Genomic DNA, 17,733 nt, shown 5'->3' with positions numbered 1-17,733 from the left:
GAAGATTAAAGCAGGTATTTGCTTCGATCTTCGCTAATCTTTTTATAATCTTCAAAGGAAAAAATCCTCAAAATCAGTGTAATCAGTATAATCCTGGGAAAGACAAAAAAACGCTTACGGTTTTGCCCCCAACGCTTTCATGAAGCGGAAATGTGATACAACAGCTCCCTGCATAGTAGGAATAGAGTTGTAAGGCAAATTATGTTCCTGGCATTTAGCCGCTACTATTTTACTGAGCGCGGGATAATGCACATGGCTGATACGTGGAAACAGGTGATGTTCTACCTGATAATTCAATCCGCCTACGAACCAGGAAATAAATTTATGATCAGGAGCAAAGTTAGCGGTGGTTTTGATTTGGTGGATAGCCCACTCATTCTCAATCATTTTTGCATCTTCCCCTACTGCTTCAAATTCAGTTTCTTCTACCACGTGAGCCAGCTGGAATACAATGGCAAGGGTGAAACCCAATACCGCGTGCATTACTGCAAAAACGATACCCCAGGCTTTCCAGCCTACCACGGCAACAGGAATGGCCACATAAAATATCAGGTACAACACCTTGCTACCCCAGAACACCATATGATCGGATAATTTCATGGGTTGCAGTGGTGTTTTATATACTTTACGGCTCAGGTATTTTGTAAAATCCATGATGAATACCCAGGCAAAAGAAGAGATGGCATATACCAGTACTACGTAAATATGCTGGATACGGTGCATAGGCACCCATTTCTGGGTACTGCATTGTCTCATCACCGGGCTTTTTGCGATATCGTCGTCCAAACCATCTACGTTGGTATAGGTATGGTGAATAATATTATGTTTCTGTTTCCAGATGAAAGCGTTTCCGCCAAGGGCATTCAGGGTAAGGCCAAGGGCATCATTTACGATGTTGTTGGTAGAGTAGCTGCCGTGGCAGGCATCATGCATCACATTAAAACCGATGCTAGCCAGTACAAAGCCCAGCAAAGCGCACAATGTTATCGAGATAGCGGCCGGCATGGCGATCGTCAATACCGAAACATACAGTCCTATTGCCACCGGAATAAGGATGGCTGTTTTAAGATATAATTTCCAGTTACCTGTTTTTTTAATGTTGTTTGACTTAAAATAGTCCTCCACAGCGGATTTCAGCGCTGGAAAGAACATAGCATTCTTGTTGTTAAAAGTTACTTTCGGCATATAAGCATTGTTGGACCCAGCGTACAGACAGCGTAGGAAATCCGGTAAAAATTTGAATAGTGTATGCTAAATAACGGTTTAAAACCGGTAATTGTATAATTTCCTTAATAATAAATGGTTATTTAACAAAGAATTGTGTGTAACAGGGGAATTAGGGAGAATATATGTGGGGTTTCACCGGAAGAGGCCGGATAACGGAAGTCCACAAACGAGCATACAGCATAGCTGCCGCTTATCTGCGGAATGAGTACAGATAATACAGCATTGTATGATTAACAATTTTAAGCTTACTACCGGGTGTTCATAGTACTTTTAGCAGCAGCTGACAATGGTCTTGCTGAGGGTTTGCAGACTTCTGCTATCCAAAAGTCCAAAATGGTTCAATAAATGTGCAATACAGTGTATCAGTGTCTCGTAATACGGGTTTTTAGCATTTTACGGGCAAAGTGAATACGGCTTTTCACTGTTCCTAAAGGTTCGTTAAGGATAGCCGCAATCTCATAATATTTGTAGCCTTCAAAATATAGCAGGAATGGTTGTTTGAAGATGATAGGCAGATTGTATACGGCCATTTGAACATCTTTAACGCGCAGATCTGATTCTGCAAAATTCCCGATAGCTGATGGCTGATGACTCAACAGGTAATCCCCTACCGCATTGTCCAACAGTCTGTACTGCCTGTTGCCGCGACGATAGTTATTGATAAAAATATTTCTCATGATTGTGTACAACCAGGCCCTGATATTGGTGCCTGCGAGATATTTATCGCGGTTGGACAGCGCTCTGAACAGTGTTTCCTGATAAAGATCTTTGGCGGATTCTGAGTCTTTAGTCAAGGTAACTGCGTACGGGCGCAGAAAATCGGCGTTTCCTAGTAATAAGTTATTAAATTCGGTGGATGACATAACGGTTAACTTTAAATTATTCACAATTAGCTACGGCGACAGCCCTTTGAGGGGGCCGGGAGAATAGAGTCAGACAGTAATGGTAAGCCGCCGTATCTCCATCGGCGATTACTGTCGGGCACCTGCAACGCTTTTAATGCAACAGGGAGGTATCAACACGCTGAAAGCAGCAGATACAGGTGCCTTAATTGGGTGTTGCTATAATCATGGGAATGGTTTTAGTTAAAGAATAAGCTTGCATATGGGGTACTTTGAAAAAATAGTAAACAGAGGTATCGTGTCTTAGATTTAGCTATAGTTTTTAATGCCTGACCCGCAGTCTGAATGATAATGATATGAGCATGATTCCGGTGATAATGGCGTAAATACCAAACATCCAGGTCAGTGTGACGGCAGCTGCTACCGGGTTGGAGACCAGGAGAATTCCGAAAATAATCGTCAATAAGCCGCCTGCTATGTACCAGCCTTCACCGGTAATAACCTTTCTTAACCTGATAGCGATAATTAATTCAAATAAGCCGGCCAGTATGGCCCAAAAAGCTACCAGGTAAATAAGTGCTGCGCCTGTAGCGAACGGATTATAAAATGTGAGGATACCTAATATAACGCCTAGTAGTCCGGAGAATAAAAAGAGGCCCCAGTTTTCAGTTGTTTTGCGGGCGGCAATAGCGCCAATAATAGCAAAGATTCCCGCAATAAAAAGATATGCACCAATGAAAACTATTAATGTGGCAAAAGTAGCGCCGGGCCAACCAACGGCCAGTACTCCCAATACCAGGGCAAAAATTCCTCTCAACAAAAAGATCCACCAATAAGCGTTATAAAAATTATGCATGCATTCTCAGTTTAAGGTTTCACAAAGAGTAGCTGTGTCATGGCAGGGTATACCATTGCGTGCAATAAGCGTTTCCGTTTCCCATCATTCTGAACAACCAGGACTATAATATAAACTAGGTTTCTAAAAATGCATGTATACTAGGTGTTTCCGTCACAATATCGGTCAATAGAACACAAGGGTGCTTTCCTCGTGGAACAGATTTTACTATCGATTGAAAAGGTGGCAGGTGTTTTCATAATGGTAAGTTTATATGGTTACAGATAGCGAACCCCGGCATGATTTCTCATCTCCGGTGAAAAATAATCGCATGATCCTATAAATACCGATTGAACAACAACAGCTTAGTTGAAAATGTTTAATGGGGAGCCCGACTCTCAAAAAAAATAATGGCCTGATAACATTTTACTTTGCTGATCCCTACATTCACCGATCCAACAAATACATAAAAAGAATTATGTATTGATTCTTAAAGAATAAAGACTCTATACTAAATTTAAAAAAAATTGTTAAAATAAACAAAAAGGTTTTTCGCTGGGTCCAAACCCAGTACTGCAGCTACTTTGCAGGCATTTCTCCATTACTGCAGGGTACGCTATTTACTACTTTTCGTGCCTGTCTACGATCAATTTGCGCTCCCGGTTTGCAATATCCCAGGCAGTATAAAAAACGAGACGGGCCCTTTTTGCCAGCAGTTCATAGCTGATCTTTTCTACTGTATCGGTAGCTGCGTGATAATCGGCATGTGTGCCGTTGAAATAAAATATAATGGGAATGCCATGTTGTGCAAACATGTAGTGATCCGACCGGTAGTAGAATCCTTCCGGGTCGTTGGGGTCATTGTATTTATAATCCAGTTTAAGATGAGTGTAGGTATCGTTAGCTTTTTCATTGATAGGCCGTAACTCAGAACTGAGCTTATTATCGCCGATAATGTACAGGTAATTGGTATCTGTTTCATGCGCCGGATCTATGCGGCCAATCATGTCAATATTCAGATCAGTGACGGTGTGGCTGAGTGGATAAATAGGGTGGTCTGTATAATACTGAGACCCCAGCAACCCTTTTTCTTCTCCGGATACCGTCATAAACACCATACTCCGGCGCGGGCCATGACCGGCCTTTTTAGCGCGGGCAAAGGCAGTTGCAATCTCTATTACGGCACTGGTGCCTGATCCATCGTCATCTGCCCCGAAAAAGATTTTATCATCCTCTTTTCCAAGATGATCATAATGCGCGGTTACAAAAACAATTTCTTCTTTTTTATCGGTGCCTTCCAGATAAGCCAGTACATTGGATGGATGCAGGACTGTGGCGGATTTATCAAATACAATATGAATGGTTGTGTTAATCCGGGAGGGAATCTTCTTTCCTTTATCCAGATCTTCCAGCAAGCTATCACTGTTATCAATACCCATGATGGAAGAGGCTAATGCAGGTGTAATAAAATATACGTTCGGCAGTACCGTGGTATCTTTTTGCCAGTAGAGACCTGTACTTCTGAGTTTTTGTTGATTCAATGCGCTGAAACGCCCTGCAGAAGGGGAAATAATGAGGATGGCGGCTACGCCTTTTTCTTTGGCTGTTCTTATTTTATCTTCCAATCCTCCCTTATCGCGGTGCAAACCTTTTCTTACTGCCTCTCTGATAATGATTACCTGGCCTTTTACATCAAGGTTATTATAATCGTTGCGCTCTCCGCTAACAATCCCCATGTCTGCATATACCACGTGGTTAACGCTGATATCCTGTTGCCGGCCGGAACGCAGGTCTGATAAGAAGTCACGTCCGTATAGGAAGGTATTATTTTGTACGGTAATAGTGCTTGTCAGGAGACTGTCTTCATACAATGGATAATGCTGCTCCCATTTACCATTTGCGCCCGGCGCCAAACCTGCTGCTGCAAACTGGCTGATAATATAAGCAGCTGCTTTCTCCTGGCCGGGTGTAGCTGTTTCTCTGCCTTCCATGGCTGGTCCGGCAATAATATGCAGTTGTTTGCTCAGGCCGGCGGGCGTAATGGTTTCGCCATACCTGGCGGCTACCGTATCAATTTTCGCCGGTGTTGTTTGCTGCGCTTGTGCAGCTGTAATAAAGAGTAAACAGAAGGCAGTAAAAGCAACTCTCATGGAGTATTTTTTTATTGACAGATCACATGAATGGAAACAAAAAAAGAGCCGGTTGAAAGCCGGCTCTTTAATATTACTACATTTTCGTGTATTCGTTACAGTAAAAAATGATATGTGGCTATAAACGCTTACAGGCAGGCCATTTTACGTACCCTGTCCTGGTGGCGTCCACCTTCAAAAGGGGTACCAATAAACATTTCCACCATCTCTGTAGCTACCGGAATATCTACAAAGCGGGCAGGTATGCACAACACATTTGCATTGTTGTGAGAGCGGGCTAATCTCGCCAGCTCGGCGCCCCAGCAAATGGCCGCCCGGATGCCCTGGTGTTTGTTGGCGGTAATAGCTACCCCGTTTGCACTTCCGCAAACCAGGATACCAAAAGCTGCCATCCCTCTTTCAACCGCTGTAGATACCGGGTGTGCATAATCCGGATAATCGACAGAATCTTTGGAATGGGTCCCGTAATCCTTTACCTGCAAACCTTTTGATTCCAGGTAAGAGATTACTTCTTCTTTATACTCAAACCCTGCGTGATCGGAGCCAATAGCTACAGGCAGCGTAAGATTAAATATATTATTTTCCATTTCGGGTACTTATTTACTGTTAGCGATAATTAGGACCACTCTTCTACATCGGTTTTAGCCATCTTGTCTTCACGATCTTTCAGCGCCTTTTTGGATATAAAGATACTGATTTCATAAAGACAGTATAACGGTATAAATACGATCAGCTGATCTACCAGATCAGGAGGGGTAATAATCGCCGCCAGGATCAGGATCACTACAATGGCGTGGCGTCTGTAAGCCCGCAGGAAATCCGGGGTAAGGATACCTAATTTAGTGAGGAAGAATACCAGGATAGGTAATTCAAACAACAATCCCATACCTAATACGATCTGTGTCATCAGATCAAAATAATCATCTATAAAAAACTGATTAACGGCCTTGGTGGTTACCGTATAAGATGCGAGGAAGTTAATCGTAAAAGGAGCCATCAGGAAATAGGCAAAACATATTCCGAGGAAGAATTGAAAAGATACCCAGAAAATAACACCTCTGGCACCTTTCAGTTCTTTTTCCTTGAGCGCTGGTTTAACGAAGCGCCAGAACTCCCAGAAAATGTAAGGAAAGGCACAAATAAAGCCGATTATGAACGCCAGTTTAAATTGCAGCATAATCTGCCCGACCATCTTATAATTCAAAAATGTGACCTTTACAGGGGTAATACAGAGCTGATCTCCGAGTCCTACCCAATGACTGATTTTGCACAACGCCACATAAGAAGGAAAATCTGCGTTGGTGGGTCCGAAAATAACATTGTCCAGAATCTGCTGGGTATATATAAAGCCAAAGGTGCTGAATACAACAAGTGCTAATGCTGATCTTACGAGGTGCCACCTGAGATCTTCCAGATGATCGAAAAAAGACATCTCTGCCTTATCCTCATTATTTGAGAAAAATTTCTTTAACATACTTTATACGGTCGAACGATGTTGAATACAGTTTCTTCTTAAGGATCACAAATATAGCGGTTGAATACTACAAATTACAGTAAGACACTTATAAAGTACCCTATTTTAATGTTGCTTTAAGTAGTTAATTCGTCCTTTGAAGAAATAGGTACGTAAAAAAGTAAGATCCGGTAAGTAAAAAGAAAAATAAAAGAGAAAAGAGGAATGGAGCAGTAGAGAAAAAAAAAGAGCCAGCCCGAGAAGAATCAAGAGCCGGCCTTTCATCCATTGTTTGTTAACCCCAAAAAAGTTGAATTCGAGAATGTCTTTAGCTTCCAGTTATACTACCTACCTAATTGATGGCAAGCGTTCAGAATAAGTAAGAATCCCTGGTCGCGTTTTATATTGTAATACAAAAATAACAAGAATTATTTTATTATCAATGTTGGAACACTTTTTTTACAACCTTTTAACAAAAATCAAATCATTGTGTTACATCATCTGAAGCAAATGTATACAATCCGTGTTAAATTCCTACTACTTTTTTTAAAAACGTTTTAGCAAAATTGTTATTGTATCGTTAATCAAAACATTATAAAAATAATTATATCATATTAATATCCGATAAGTCAACTGATTTAACGGTCACGTTTACACTAACATCTTCATCTTCACCATTTCGATCCTGGTATCCGTAACATTCAGAATATCAAACTCATAATCGTCAATTATAATGCGTTCCTTGATCTTTGGAATGGTTTCGTGATGGTTGATTATGTATCCTGATAATGTTTCACTTTCATCTTCCGGAAAATCCAAACCATATCTTTCATTCAAGTAATCAAGTTCTAATCTACCGGAGAAAATGTATTCTTTTTCTGCAATCTGCTTTTCTACAAACTCTTCTTCGTCATGTTCATCTTTTATTTCTCCGAAAATTTCTTCCAATACATCTTCAATGGTCACAATTCCCGCTGTGCCGCCAAATTCATCTACTACCCATGCGATGCTTTTGCGTTCCTTATTAAACTTGCTGAGCAGGTCTATGGCGCTCATTGTTTCCGGTACTGCCAGAATAGGATGAATGATGCTATTGATTTCTTTCGGGTCCTTGAACATGTCCAGCTGATGAATATATCCGAGAATATTATCGATGGAGCCTTCGTAGATTACAATCTTCGACAGCTTTGTTTCCATGAACTTTTTCTTCGCATCACCAATAGGGCGTTGTATTTCCAGCGCTTCTATTTCTTTGCGCGGAATAAGACAGCCACGGATTTTTACGTGTGCAAGCGATAAAGCATTTTCGAACAATTCTGTATTCAGCTCCTGGTTGTTTTCACCAAAGTGCTGCTGGGATTGCCGGATAAAATGCTCTACATCCACGCGGGTAAAGGATTCCCCGTTCTCTACCAATCTTACGTTGAATAGATATTTCAACATCCACTCGGATATTGATACGAGTACATTACCGATTACGTAAAGTGGTTTTGCGACCAGTGATATGGGCAATGCAAAGAAACCAAGCAAAGCTTCCGGCCGGGACCTGAAAATAGCTCTTGGGATAAAAAATCCCATGAACAGCATAATCAGCGCAGCCAGTATTACCTCGAGGAAAATAACAAAGGGCTGCATACCGGAGGCGGCCGATTGGCCCATGAAAGAATCCCATGCCGGTTGAAAAACACCTGCTACCATGATGCCATAAATGACAACAGTAATTGTGAATCCGACCAGGCTGGTGGCCAGGAAGCGACTGGGATTTTCATTTAAACCGGCTAAAATTTTACCAGTAGCCCGGCCCTGCTTTTTTTTGAGTTCAATGCTAAGTTTATTAACATTGGCAAATGCTGCTTCTATACCTGAAAAGAAACCAGCCAGCAAAACCAGGAAAACCAAAATAATTATTGTGTATCCGTCCATCCTAACAAAAATAACGAATTAGGAAAACCAACAATCACGCCGCTACTTTATATTTAAAAAATCTGTAACCAGCTTTTTTACTTCTTCATATGCCTTTTCCAGTTCGTCATTTACTACAATCTGATCAAATTCATGCGAGAAAGACAGCTCGTAGCGGGCTTTGGCCAGGCGTTCGTCGAGGGAAGACTGGGTTTCTGTACCTCTTTCACTGAGTCTTACCCGCAGGGCATCTAACGATGGCGGCTGTATGAAAATAGTCAGCGCACGCTGGTGATATTTTTCTTTGATAGATAAAGCTCCTTTCACGTCAATGTCTACCATTGGGATCTGCTCGTTATTCCAGATGCGTTCCAGTTCACTTTTCAGGGTGCCGTAATATTTACCTGCATATACCATTTCATATTCTGCGAAGGCATTTTCTTCTATTTGCTGATGAAATTCATCGGCAGAGAGAAAATAGTAGTCCTTCCCATGTACTTCCGTTTCGCGCGGAGTACGGGTGCTGGCGGAGATAGAAAAAGACAATACCGGCATATTCGCCAGTAGTTTTTTTACGATGGTAGTTTTACCAGCCCCGGAAGGTGCGGTAATGATGATGATCTTCTTTTCCATTACTATTATTAAAATCAATATCGCTGATGACTTCAAATGCAAAACCCAAAAACCGGTAAAATGTTTTACTGGAATTTGGGCTGAACCAGCTATTAGCCGTTAGCTTTTAGCTTTTAGAAAATGCAGCGGAACTGATATTCTTGTTTATACTCTTTTTATATCTGCTCCCAGCTTTCTCAACCTCTCGTCGATATACTGGTAGCCACGATCTATCTGGTCAATGTTCTGGATAGTGCTCTTTCCCTCAGCGCTCAGTGCAGCAATCAGGAGAGATACACCGGCACGTATGTCGGGTGATGACATAGTAATACCGCGCAACGGGTGCTGCCGGCCCAAACCAATCACCACTGCACGGTGAGGATCGCATAAAACGATCTGTGCACCCATATCTATCAGCTTGTCAACGAAGAACAGGCGGCTTTCAAACATTTTCTGGTGAATCATTACACTTCCCTTTGCCTGTGTGGCTACTACCAGCACGATGCTCAGGAGATCCGGTGTAAAGCCGGGCCATGGATGATCTGAAATAGTAAGAATGGAACCGTCCAGGAAAGTTTGTATTTCGTAGGAGTCCTGGGAAGGGATATAGATATCATTTCCCTGGATTTCCAGCTGAATACCTAACTGGCGGAATTTTTCCGGGATGATACCCAGATTTTCAACACCGGCATTTTTTATGGTGATCTCACTTTGCGTCATCGCTGCGAGGCCAATAAAAGAGCCGATTTCTATCATATCCGGCAGCATGCTGTGTTCGCAGCCACCGAGTTCTTTTACACCTTCAATAGAGAGGAGATTGGAACCGACCCCGCTGATGCGTGCACCCATACGGTTCAGCATTTTACAAAGCTGCTGCAGATAAGGTTCGCAGGCGGCATTGTAGATGGTGGTAGTTCCTTCGGCCAGTACAGCTGCCATTACGATGTTGGCAGTACCTGTAACACTGGGTTCATCCAGCAGCATATAGGTACCTTTCAGTCCTCCTGCTGTTTCCAGGCGGAAATAGTTATCATCTGCATCATATACAAAGCGGGCACCCAGTTTTTCGAAACCGATAATATGGGTATCCAGTCTGCGACGACCTATTTTATCGCCACCGGGTTTTGGAATAAATGCGCGACCAAACCTGGCTAACAGGGGGCCTGCAGTCATTACGGAACCACGGAGCCTGCCTGATTTCTTTTTAAATTCCGGGCTTTCCAGGTATTTCAGATCTACGTCATCTGCCTGAAACTCGCATGTATCGCGACTTATACGATTTATTTTTACACCTGCATCTCCTAACAACTCTATCAGCAGATTTACATCTACTATATCCGGAATATTGGTGATGGTTACCTTTTGCGCGGTCAACATCACTGCACTGATGATTTGTAAAGCTTCGTTTTTGGCACCCTGGGGTATAATTTCCCCCTTTAAGCGGTTGCCGCCTCTTACTTCAAAAGCACTACTCACTTGTTCCTGTTTTTGTTGTATTTGTTATTGTGCTTGTTGTTATTGTTATTATCCCTGCCTTTGCCGCCACCGCCGCTGTTATTGCTGCTTTTGAATTTATTCTGCTGGAAGCTTTTGCGTTTGGTAGAACGGAACTGGTCACCTGCTCCGGCAACATTACCACCGCCGCCACCAAAGCTGGCAGGACTGGCTACGTGCGAAGTATGACCGGGATGGTATTCCAGCTGGTTATCGGTAATAGCCAGCAATTCTGCCTTGATGGCATCATCGTGTACACTTTCCTTGTGCCAGTTGGTATAGGCCAGTTTCATATAATTACCAATGCACTGGGTAAATCCTTCTTTTTTATCAGGATTTTCTTCGTGCAGGGCTTTATCTATGATCATTTCCAGGTTTTTGCCGAAGTGGCGGTTCCTGGGATATTTTTTTGGATAAGGAAGTCTGTCGGGCTTTGCTCTCAGCTTTTCAATGGTGGGGATTGGATAAGGTGATTCCACCTTCAGGTTAAAGCTGGAGATATTAAAAATATGGTCCCATAATTTATGCCTGAAGTCTTCCACATTACGTAAATGCGGATTCAGCGTACCCATGAGCTCTATCACCGCCATAGCATTACGCTGACGCTCATCGTCGTCTTCTATGGTTACCAGGTACTCCACCATTTTCTGGATATTCCTGCCATATTCCTTCATTATCAGGTAATTACGCGTGGTATTGTATTCCATTACTAGTATTTAAAAAAACATGATTTGATGATGGGACATCTTAAGTGAAGAAAATTAATCGGCAACATCTATGCAAACATAATAAAAAAATATGAGGAACATTTCATAAGGGTGTATTGTTTATAAGTGCAAAAATGTTTGTTATGGAAGGATTGAAAAACAAGGTAGCGCTGGTAACAGGCGCAGGTTCCGGCATTGGCAAATGTGTAGCAGAACTGTATGCTAAGAACGGGGCCAGCGTAGTGCTCAGTGATATTGATGAAAAGGGCGGCAACGCAGTAGCAGACGCTATTAAGAGCAGTGGAGGCAAAGCCATTTTTATAAAATCCGATAGTAGCAGTCCGGGTGATTGTGAGCAGTTGGTAGCCAAAACCCTGGCGGAGTTCAAACAGCTGGATATTGCCTGTAATAATGCCGGCATTGGTGGAGCAGCGGCGCCTACGGGTGAATACAAACTGGAAGAGTGGCAAAAAGTGATCAACATAAATTTAAATGGTGTTTTTTATGGCATGCGTTACCAGTTACCTGCCATGGAAAAAGCCGGCGGCGGTATTATTGTGAATATGGCTTCTATACTGGGAGCAGTGGGCTTTGCAGGCTCCTGTGCTTATGTTGCCGCCAAACATGGTGTGGTTGGGCTTACACAGGCAGCAGCCGTAGAATATTCTGCCAAAGGCATCCGCATCAATGCAGTAGGTCCGGGATTCATTGAAACACCATTATTAACCAAACATCTGAGCCAGCAGGAGATGGATGGACTGGTAAGTCTTCATCCTATAGGCCGGTTAGGCAAGCCGGAAGAAGTAGCAGAATTGGTATTATGGCTAAGTTCTCCGCAATCTTCTTTCGTAACCGGCAGCTATTATCCTATTGATGGCGCCTACCTGGCCAGATGATTTGGCGCTGAAGGCAGAAGGCCAAAAGCTATTGAGGCGATTTTTTGTCTTACTCAGGATTATACTGATTTTGATGATTTTCACGATTGTTTTTTTCAGGATTGAAAAAGATTAGCGAAGATGAACATCATATGTTGTTGATCTTCGTTAATCTTTTCTAATCTTATTAATCAGTAAATAAATCCTGGAAATCATCAAAATCAGTATAATCCTGAGTAAGACAAAAAATCGTCTCAATAGCTTTTTGCTTTATCCTTTATGCTTTTCCATAAATGTTTGCTAGTTTTAGTCAATGCAAACAAATAAACTCCCCATACTTTTTTTACACGGTGCTTTGGGCGCCGCTTCACAATTTCAACCGCTGGCAGCCGAACTATCGGAACATTACGACGTGCATCTGCTTAATTTCAGTGGGCATGGTGACGTGCCTTTTTCAGAGCAGGGATTCAGTGTACAGGTATTTGCGGCGGAAGTATTATCCTATCTGGAGCGCCATGAGCTTGACTTTGTGCATATCTTCGGATATAGCATGGGGGGGTATGTAGCCATGTACCTGGCTCGCCACTATCCGGAAAAAACCGGCCGTGTAATTACGCTGGCTACCAAATACAATTGGAATGAAGCCACCGCCAGTAAGGAAGTACGACAGCTGAACCCTGCATTGATTGAAGAAAAAGTGCCGGCATTTGCGCGGGTACTGGAAGAGAGACATAGCGCCAGTGACTGGAAAACGGTGGTTAGCCGTACTGCGCTGCTGATTGAAGAGTTAGGACATCAGTCGTTGCTGAAGCATCCCGACTATGCACAGATTGTTACCCCTTGCATGCTGATGATGGGCGACCACGATAACATGGTATCTTTTCAGGAAACCATTGAAGTGTATAAAGCCTTGCCGCTGGCGCAGCTGACAATACTGCCGGATACGGCACATCCGCTGGAAAAAGCAGATGTACCATTGCTGGCATATTACATAAGAAGATTTACAACGCAGAATATCTGATTACTCGCCCATGGCCAGTTTCCCCCAGTTATTAAGTTCCTCTTCGGTCCACAGTTCGGGGAAAAAGACGATACGCTTGTTTTTTGGAGGGAGGTATTGCTGCCAGTTGGTACCACCGGTAGCGGCAATGTCTTCCGGCCTTTTGTGCAGGTATCTGACAGCAGACTTATAATGCATCAATGGCCAGCGCACATTGATGTTGAGGTCGTATTCCTTTAGCAGGGGCATTACTTCGGCCTGTGCTTCCGGTGTAAGTTTTTGATAGCATGCCTGTAGGTTACAATCCTTGTAGCGGGTAGCCAGTTGCAGGAAAGTATCCATGTATTTCAGCTCAAACTGGCGCAGGGTCAGTGTTTTTTTACCGGTAGCCAATTCTGTGGCCCCACTTCTCCAATAGATATGATCGAGCACACTTTTTAGTTCCAGTGGCTCCATATCAGGGCGCATAGGTTCATATACCAGGTTATTTAACCGGGTAGAGCAAATTTCGATCATGCGGAATTGTCCGCTCTGGAAGCCACTGGCAGGTAACAGCGCCATGCGGAATTGCAGGAACTGTTCCTTATCCATCCCATCTACCATTATTTCAAATGAGTTGATAAGACTGTGGAAATAGTTGTTGATCCTTTTTAGCTGGGTAATAAAAATTTCAGCTGACAGTACGGGTGCAAGACTGATTTGTTCGATCGCCTGCAGCGATAACTTAAAGTACAATTCCGTGATCTGATGATAAATGATGAATATTCTTTCATCAGGAATCGGTGTGCGCGGATGTTGCAGATTGAGCAACACATCCAACTGAATATAGTCCCAATATGTGAGGTAGTCCGCGTACAGAAGGCCATCCAGGTAGGATGACAGGTTCTGACCCATGGCGGCATACTTTTCTTCCAGCCGTTGAATTTTTTCGGCAATTTCTGCTGTAACCATAGTGGAATTTAATAATTAAGAATGAAAAAGTAACAGGGCTCAACCCTCCCATTCCTAAAAATCCATCTTATTCCACCACGTTAATTGTTCTGTAAAAGCTTTCTTCGAGGGAGATCAGGGTTTCAGTCCTTTCAATACCTTTGATTTTCTGCAATTCATCATGAAGGATACGGCGAAGCTGGGTAATATCTTTACAGATGATTTCCGCGAACATGCTATAGCTTCCGGTCGTATAATTAAGGCGTACCATTTCCGGGATCTTCCTTAATTCCTTGGCCACCGTATCATACATGGAGCTTTTTTCCAGGTAAATACCAATAAAAGCGATCACGTCATAGCCGATCATTTTTAAATCTACATGTAATTTTGTACCTTTAACTACACCCAGTTCTTGCAATTTCTTCATTCTCACGTGGATAGTTCCGCCGGAAACGAATAATTTCTTCCCCAGGTCGGCGTAAGAGATCTCCGCATTAGACATCATTTCGCTGATAATCTGCAAATCGAGTTTGTCAATATTCAAATTGTGGCTCATTTTTACAATTTGTTTTTGAATGTTTTAAAGTTATATGCAAATATTTAAAAAATATCGAAAATTCCAAAATTTCTCTTAAAAAATTTGCAAAAAACTACCCTTCTCTTTAGATTTGCATCATAATCATTACCAAACAGGTTAACGGAAAGCAATAACAGGTAACGGTTTAAACACATTGTGGGATGATGAAATTGGCAGACATGCCCTCTTGTCTCGAGGGTGGGGATCACAGGATAAACGTAGTATAATTGGGTTGACCACTAATCTTACTTGTGCTACAGCTAACTGCCCCGTGGAGGTTCGACTCCTCCTCCTACAGCTTAATTGGTTTAAAGAGCTCGTAAGTTATCATGCTTACGGGCTTTTTTTATGCGTACTACCGCTGCTATGGCCACTTCTCACCTCCATCCATTTGCTGATTCAATTTACATATCCGGACATCACCCCTGCATCAAGTCCACCTCTGCTGCAGTGCTACTACAGGTACACGGCCTGTTTTAAACATAGGTCCGACGGAGCCTGCACCATCCTCCGCCTCCCGGCACCTAATTGGCTATAATCCCTCTTCCATTCAAAAAATCCCAGTATTTTTGCCGCAAATGGGACAAAAAAAACTAGAACGATTTGCTGAAATCGAAACCTTCCCCAACGTATTGATATACCCGGAAGGTATGCAGGGAAAATGGAATGAATTCTTCAAAAACAGCCACCCTATTACATTAGAGCTGGCCTGTGGCAAAGGAGATTACACCCTGGGTATGGCCCGGCTATTCCCCGATCAGAACTTTTTAGGCGTAGATCTTAAAGGTAACCGCATCTGGAGAGGCGCTAAAACGGCGCTCGAAGAGCCGGTACCTAATGCAGGCTTCTTACGCACACAAATAGACAAGCTCAACAATTACTTTGCGCCAGGAGAAATAAAGGACATCTGGATCACCTTTCCGGACCCCTTCCTGCGCAATTCCAAGTCTAAGAAAAGGTTGACGCACCCTAAGTTCCTTCAATTGTTTCAGCCATTGCTGGCACCGGGAGCTACCATTAACCTGAAAACAGACTCTCCGCAGCTTTATGCTTTCACACAGGAAGTGATTGCCGCCGCCGGATGTATCCTGCTGGAAGATATTCCTGACGTATATGCATTACCGGAAGTTCCACCGCTGTTAAAGATCCAGACCTTTTATGAAGGAATGCACCTGGCAGATGGCAGAACAATCCGTTACCTGAAATTTCAACTGCCTGCCGCCCCGCTGAACTGGCAAAGCATAAAACTGCCTTCAGATGAAGCAACCGTTGGTGGAGAAGATTGATTTTTACTATAACGCCCAGGGCTATATGGTATTTACCGAAAAGTTTCACCTCGACCGTGGCTTTTGTTGTGGCAACGGCTGCAGACATTGTCCTTTTGATTATGAAAAAGTACCTGAACCCAAAAGAACTACCCTCCTTGCCCAGCGCAGGGAAGAAAGAAAAGGAGACCGGTGAAAAGGAATCTTTTTTCAAAACGGTATTTAAAATAGCACGCACCGTACCACGCGGCAGGGTCACCTCTTATGGTGCCATTGCTGACGCCTCCGGCTTAAAGCTAACAGGCCGTATGGTAGGCTGGGCAATGAATGCGGCCGGCAGTGCCAAACCTGCCGTGCCGGCCCATCGGGTGGTCAACAGCAAAGGTGAACTTAGTGGCAGACACCATTTTGCCACCCCTACCCTGATGCAGGAATTACTGGAACAGGAAGGAGTTGTTGTAAAAGAAGATAAAATACAAAACTTTAAAGCCGTATTTTGGGACCCGGGACAACCTTCTTCCAAAAAGGACAGTAAGAAGAAAGGATAATTATTTTTTCAACATCCGGGCAGGGTGAGCGTTACTTTTCTATATGACAATACTCAAGTTAAAGCTGGACCAGGACCAATTGGTGGAGGATTTTTTTGAGAACACTCACCTGATTGGCGTTGCCGCTACCTCGCGTGATTACCAGTTGTGCTGGCACATTAACCGCCAGTTACACACTAATTTCCGGGTGAATAACCACCTGGAAATCACGATTTCCAAGAAAACAAGGTCCTTTCATTTCCCCATATTTGAGTTTCACGAACCCACAAATTCAGTAGCACACTATATTTATAATAATCATTGCCAGGCAGAATTCCTGCTACCAGAACTAAAACAGATCGATTTTCTGTGGATGATCAAGGGAGATTACTACCAACCAAACGATGTGAAAAAATTATTGGAAGAATTACGTCTTGTTCCGCTTGTACAATTAGTATCTTTACTGGACATCAGAGAGATCAAGAATAAGATGAACCTTATTTTTTAAGACAGGTACAATGCTTCGGCGCTTAATAATTTGACCAGATTCCATGACAGACCCCAGTTTTACATTTTAAAACCCCTGTTATTTTATGTGGGAAGAAAAAAATAAACAGCTTTACCGGGCATTTGAGTTCAAAGATTTTCGGGATGCATTTGCGTTTATGACAAAAGTCGCACTGGTCGCGGAAAAAATGGACCACCACCCCTATTGGACCAACGTTTATAATAAAGTAGAAATATTTCTTAGCACACATGATGCAGGAAATATTGTTACCGCTAAGGATGAGGCAATGGCAAAAGCTATTGACAAATTGCTCTAACTAAATTTATATAACACCTTGTGAAGCGCATTATTTTAATGCTGCTGTTGTACTGTTACACTGCAGAATCCTTTGCCAATACGGATCGTACCCCAGTAGATACACTGATAACAGATACTACATTCGCACCCGCGAATATGGATCTGCGCCCCTATATCAACGTTCTTACCGACGACAACCAACACCTGACAGTAGCGCAGGTGAGCCAGCTACCCTTTACCCATCAGGACAAATTATTCCATAGCAATCCTAAAAATAATGGGCGGGTAAACAATTGCTGGTTAAGGCTTACTGTCAAAAACCATAACAACACAGCCATTTCCTGCCAGCTGTTTTCCGGCTGGCACGACTATATGTACTGGTACATGCAGGCACCTGGAGATACCCCACAGCTATTGATGCAAACTGGTTTGATGTTAGACAACGGTGGCGTGGAAAGGTGGAATCACTATGCGTTCAACGTTAATGTGCCTCCCGGCGGGGTCCGCACCTTTTATCTGCATATCATCAATA

Annotated in this window: 20 protein-coding genes; 8 read left to right on the top strand and 12 right to left on the bottom strand. The window is 42.9% G+C overall.

The features are described 5' to 3' along the window. Positions 1-114 precede the first annotated feature (114 nt). The 10 genes from VIP81_RS18615 to VIP81_RS18570 all read right to left on the bottom strand — a co-directional run bounded on the left by VIP81_RS18615 (position 115) and on the right by VIP81_RS18570 (position 11,222). Positions 115-1,185, bottom strand: a complete 1,071-nt coding sequence (locus VIP81_RS18615; protein ID WP_331964367.1) for an acyl-CoA desaturase — start codon at positions 1,183-1,185, stop codon at positions 115-117. A 404-nt stretch (positions 1,186-1,589) separates the two neighbouring features. After that, complete coding sequence (locus VIP81_RS18610; protein ID WP_331964364.1) at positions 1,590-2,090, bottom strand: RNA polymerase sigma factor; 501 nt, start codon at positions 2,088-2,090, stop codon at positions 1,590-1,592. Positions 2,091-2,391: 301 nt separating this feature from the next. Next, positions 2,392-2,925 (bottom strand): HdeD family acid-resistance protein, encoded by a 534-nt coding sequence (locus VIP81_RS18605; protein ID WP_331964361.1) that lies wholly within the window; start codon positions 2,923-2,925, stop codon positions 2,392-2,394. A 602-nt stretch (positions 2,926-3,527) separates the two neighbouring features. Continuing rightward, on the bottom strand, positions 3,528-5,054 hold the full coding sequence (locus VIP81_RS18600) for a M28 family peptidase (RefSeq protein WP_331964358.1): 1,527 nt from the start codon (positions 5,052-5,054) through the stop codon (positions 3,528-3,530). Positions 5,055-5,182: 128 nt separating this feature from the next. Continuing rightward, complete coding sequence (rpiB, locus tag VIP81_RS18595) at positions 5,183-5,641, bottom strand: ribose 5-phosphate isomerase B (protein WP_331964355.1); 459 nt, start codon at positions 5,639-5,641, stop codon at positions 5,183-5,185. Between the two features lie 29 nt (positions 5,642-5,670). Further along, entirely contained in the window at positions 5,671-6,528 is an 858-nt protein-coding gene (gene tatC, locus VIP81_RS18590) for a twin-arginine translocase subunit TatC (protein ID WP_331964352.1), read from the bottom strand. A gap of 630 nt (positions 6,529-7,158) precedes the next feature. Beyond that, positions 7,159-8,406: a hemolysin family protein gene (locus tag VIP81_RS18585; RefSeq protein ID WP_331964349.1), complete on the bottom strand. Its 1,248-nt coding sequence runs from the start codon at positions 8,404-8,406 to the stop codon at positions 7,159-7,161. A gap of 66 nt (positions 8,407-8,472) precedes the next feature. Beyond that, on the bottom strand, positions 8,473-9,042 hold the full coding sequence (gmk, locus tag VIP81_RS18580; RefSeq protein ID WP_331964346.1) for a guanylate kinase: 570 nt from the start codon (positions 9,040-9,042) through the stop codon (positions 8,473-8,475). Between the two features lie 144 nt (positions 9,043-9,186). Then, on the bottom strand, positions 9,187-10,497 hold the full coding sequence (gene murA, locus VIP81_RS18575) for a UDP-N-acetylglucosamine 1-carboxyvinyltransferase (RefSeq protein WP_331964343.1): 1,311 nt from the start codon (positions 10,495-10,497) through the stop codon (positions 9,187-9,189). Continuing rightward, positions 10,494-11,222, bottom strand: a complete 729-nt coding sequence (locus VIP81_RS18570) for a DUF4290 domain-containing protein (protein WP_331964340.1) — start codon at positions 11,220-11,222, stop codon at positions 10,494-10,496. Before VIP81_RS18570 ends, murA begins: the two co-directional genes overlap by 4 nt. A gap of 143 nt (positions 11,223-11,365) precedes the next feature. Between VIP81_RS18570 and VIP81_RS18565 the strand changes: the two genes are divergently transcribed. After that, the gene (locus tag VIP81_RS18565; protein ID WP_331964337.1) at positions 11,366-12,118 is read left to right on the top strand and encodes an SDR family NAD(P)-dependent oxidoreductase; all 753 of its coding nucleotides are present in this window, start codon (positions 11,366-11,368) and stop codon (positions 12,116-12,118) included. Positions 12,119-12,410: 292 nt separating this feature from the next. Continuing rightward, complete coding sequence (locus tag VIP81_RS18560; RefSeq protein WP_331964334.1) at positions 12,411-13,118, top strand: alpha/beta hydrolase; 708 nt, start codon at positions 12,411-12,413, stop codon at positions 13,116-13,118. On the opposite strand, the gene VIP81_RS18555 is transcribed toward VIP81_RS18560, so the two are convergent. After that, the gene (locus tag VIP81_RS18555; RefSeq protein ID WP_331964331.1) at positions 13,119-14,048 is read right to left on the bottom strand and encodes a tryptophan 2,3-dioxygenase family protein; all 930 of its coding nucleotides are present in this window, start codon (positions 14,046-14,048) and stop codon (positions 13,119-13,121) included. It abuts the gene before it with no gap. Between the two features lie 67 nt (positions 14,049-14,115). Beyond that, the gene (locus VIP81_RS18550) at positions 14,116-14,583 is read right to left on the bottom strand and encodes an Lrp/AsnC ligand binding domain-containing protein (RefSeq protein WP_079471223.1); all 468 of its coding nucleotides are present in this window, start codon (positions 14,581-14,583) and stop codon (positions 14,116-14,118) included. A gap of 599 nt (positions 14,584-15,182) precedes the next feature. Here VIP81_RS18550 and trmB point away from each other — a divergent pair. The 6 genes from trmB to VIP81_RS18520 form a co-directional block, all read left to right on the top strand. After that, positions 15,183-15,890, top strand: coding sequence for a tRNA (guanosine(46)-N7)-methyltransferase TrmB (gene trmB / locus VIP81_RS18545; protein ID WP_331964324.1), 708 nt, complete (start codon positions 15,183-15,185; stop codon positions 15,888-15,890). After that, positions 15,862-16,065, top strand: coding sequence for a DUF5522 domain-containing protein (locus VIP81_RS18540; protein WP_331964321.1), 204 nt, complete (start codon positions 15,862-15,864; stop codon positions 16,063-16,065). The genes trmB and VIP81_RS18540 overlap by 29 nt, the downstream gene beginning before the upstream one ends. Further along, positions 15,992-16,417: an MGMT family protein gene (locus VIP81_RS18535; protein ID WP_331964318.1), complete on the top strand. Its 426-nt coding sequence runs from the start codon at positions 15,992-15,994 to the stop codon at positions 16,415-16,417. Before VIP81_RS18540 ends, VIP81_RS18535 begins: the two co-directional genes overlap by 74 nt. A 43-nt stretch (positions 16,418-16,460) precedes the next feature. After that, positions 16,461-16,904 (top strand): IPExxxVDY family protein, encoded by a 444-nt coding sequence (locus VIP81_RS18530; RefSeq protein WP_133807588.1) that lies wholly within the window; start codon positions 16,461-16,463, stop codon positions 16,902-16,904. An 85-nt stretch (positions 16,905-16,989) separates the two neighbouring features. Next, positions 16,990-17,220, top strand: coding sequence for a 4a-hydroxytetrahydrobiopterin dehydratase (locus tag VIP81_RS18525; RefSeq protein WP_133807589.1), 231 nt, complete (start codon positions 16,990-16,992; stop codon positions 17,218-17,220). A gap of 20 nt (positions 17,221-17,240) precedes the next feature. Further along, on the top strand, positions 17,241-17,733 hold a 493-nt coding region (locus VIP81_RS18520; RefSeq protein WP_331964310.1), incomplete at its 3' end, for a 7TM-DISM domain-containing protein.

This window comes from Chitinophaga sp. (assembly GCF_036566945.1).
GTDB lineage: Bacteria > Bacteroidota > Bacteroidia > Chitinophagales > Chitinophagaceae > Chitinophaga.
The sequence above is the reverse complement of the archived record's forward strand: the minus strand, read 5'-3'. Positions and strand labels throughout refer to the sequence as shown.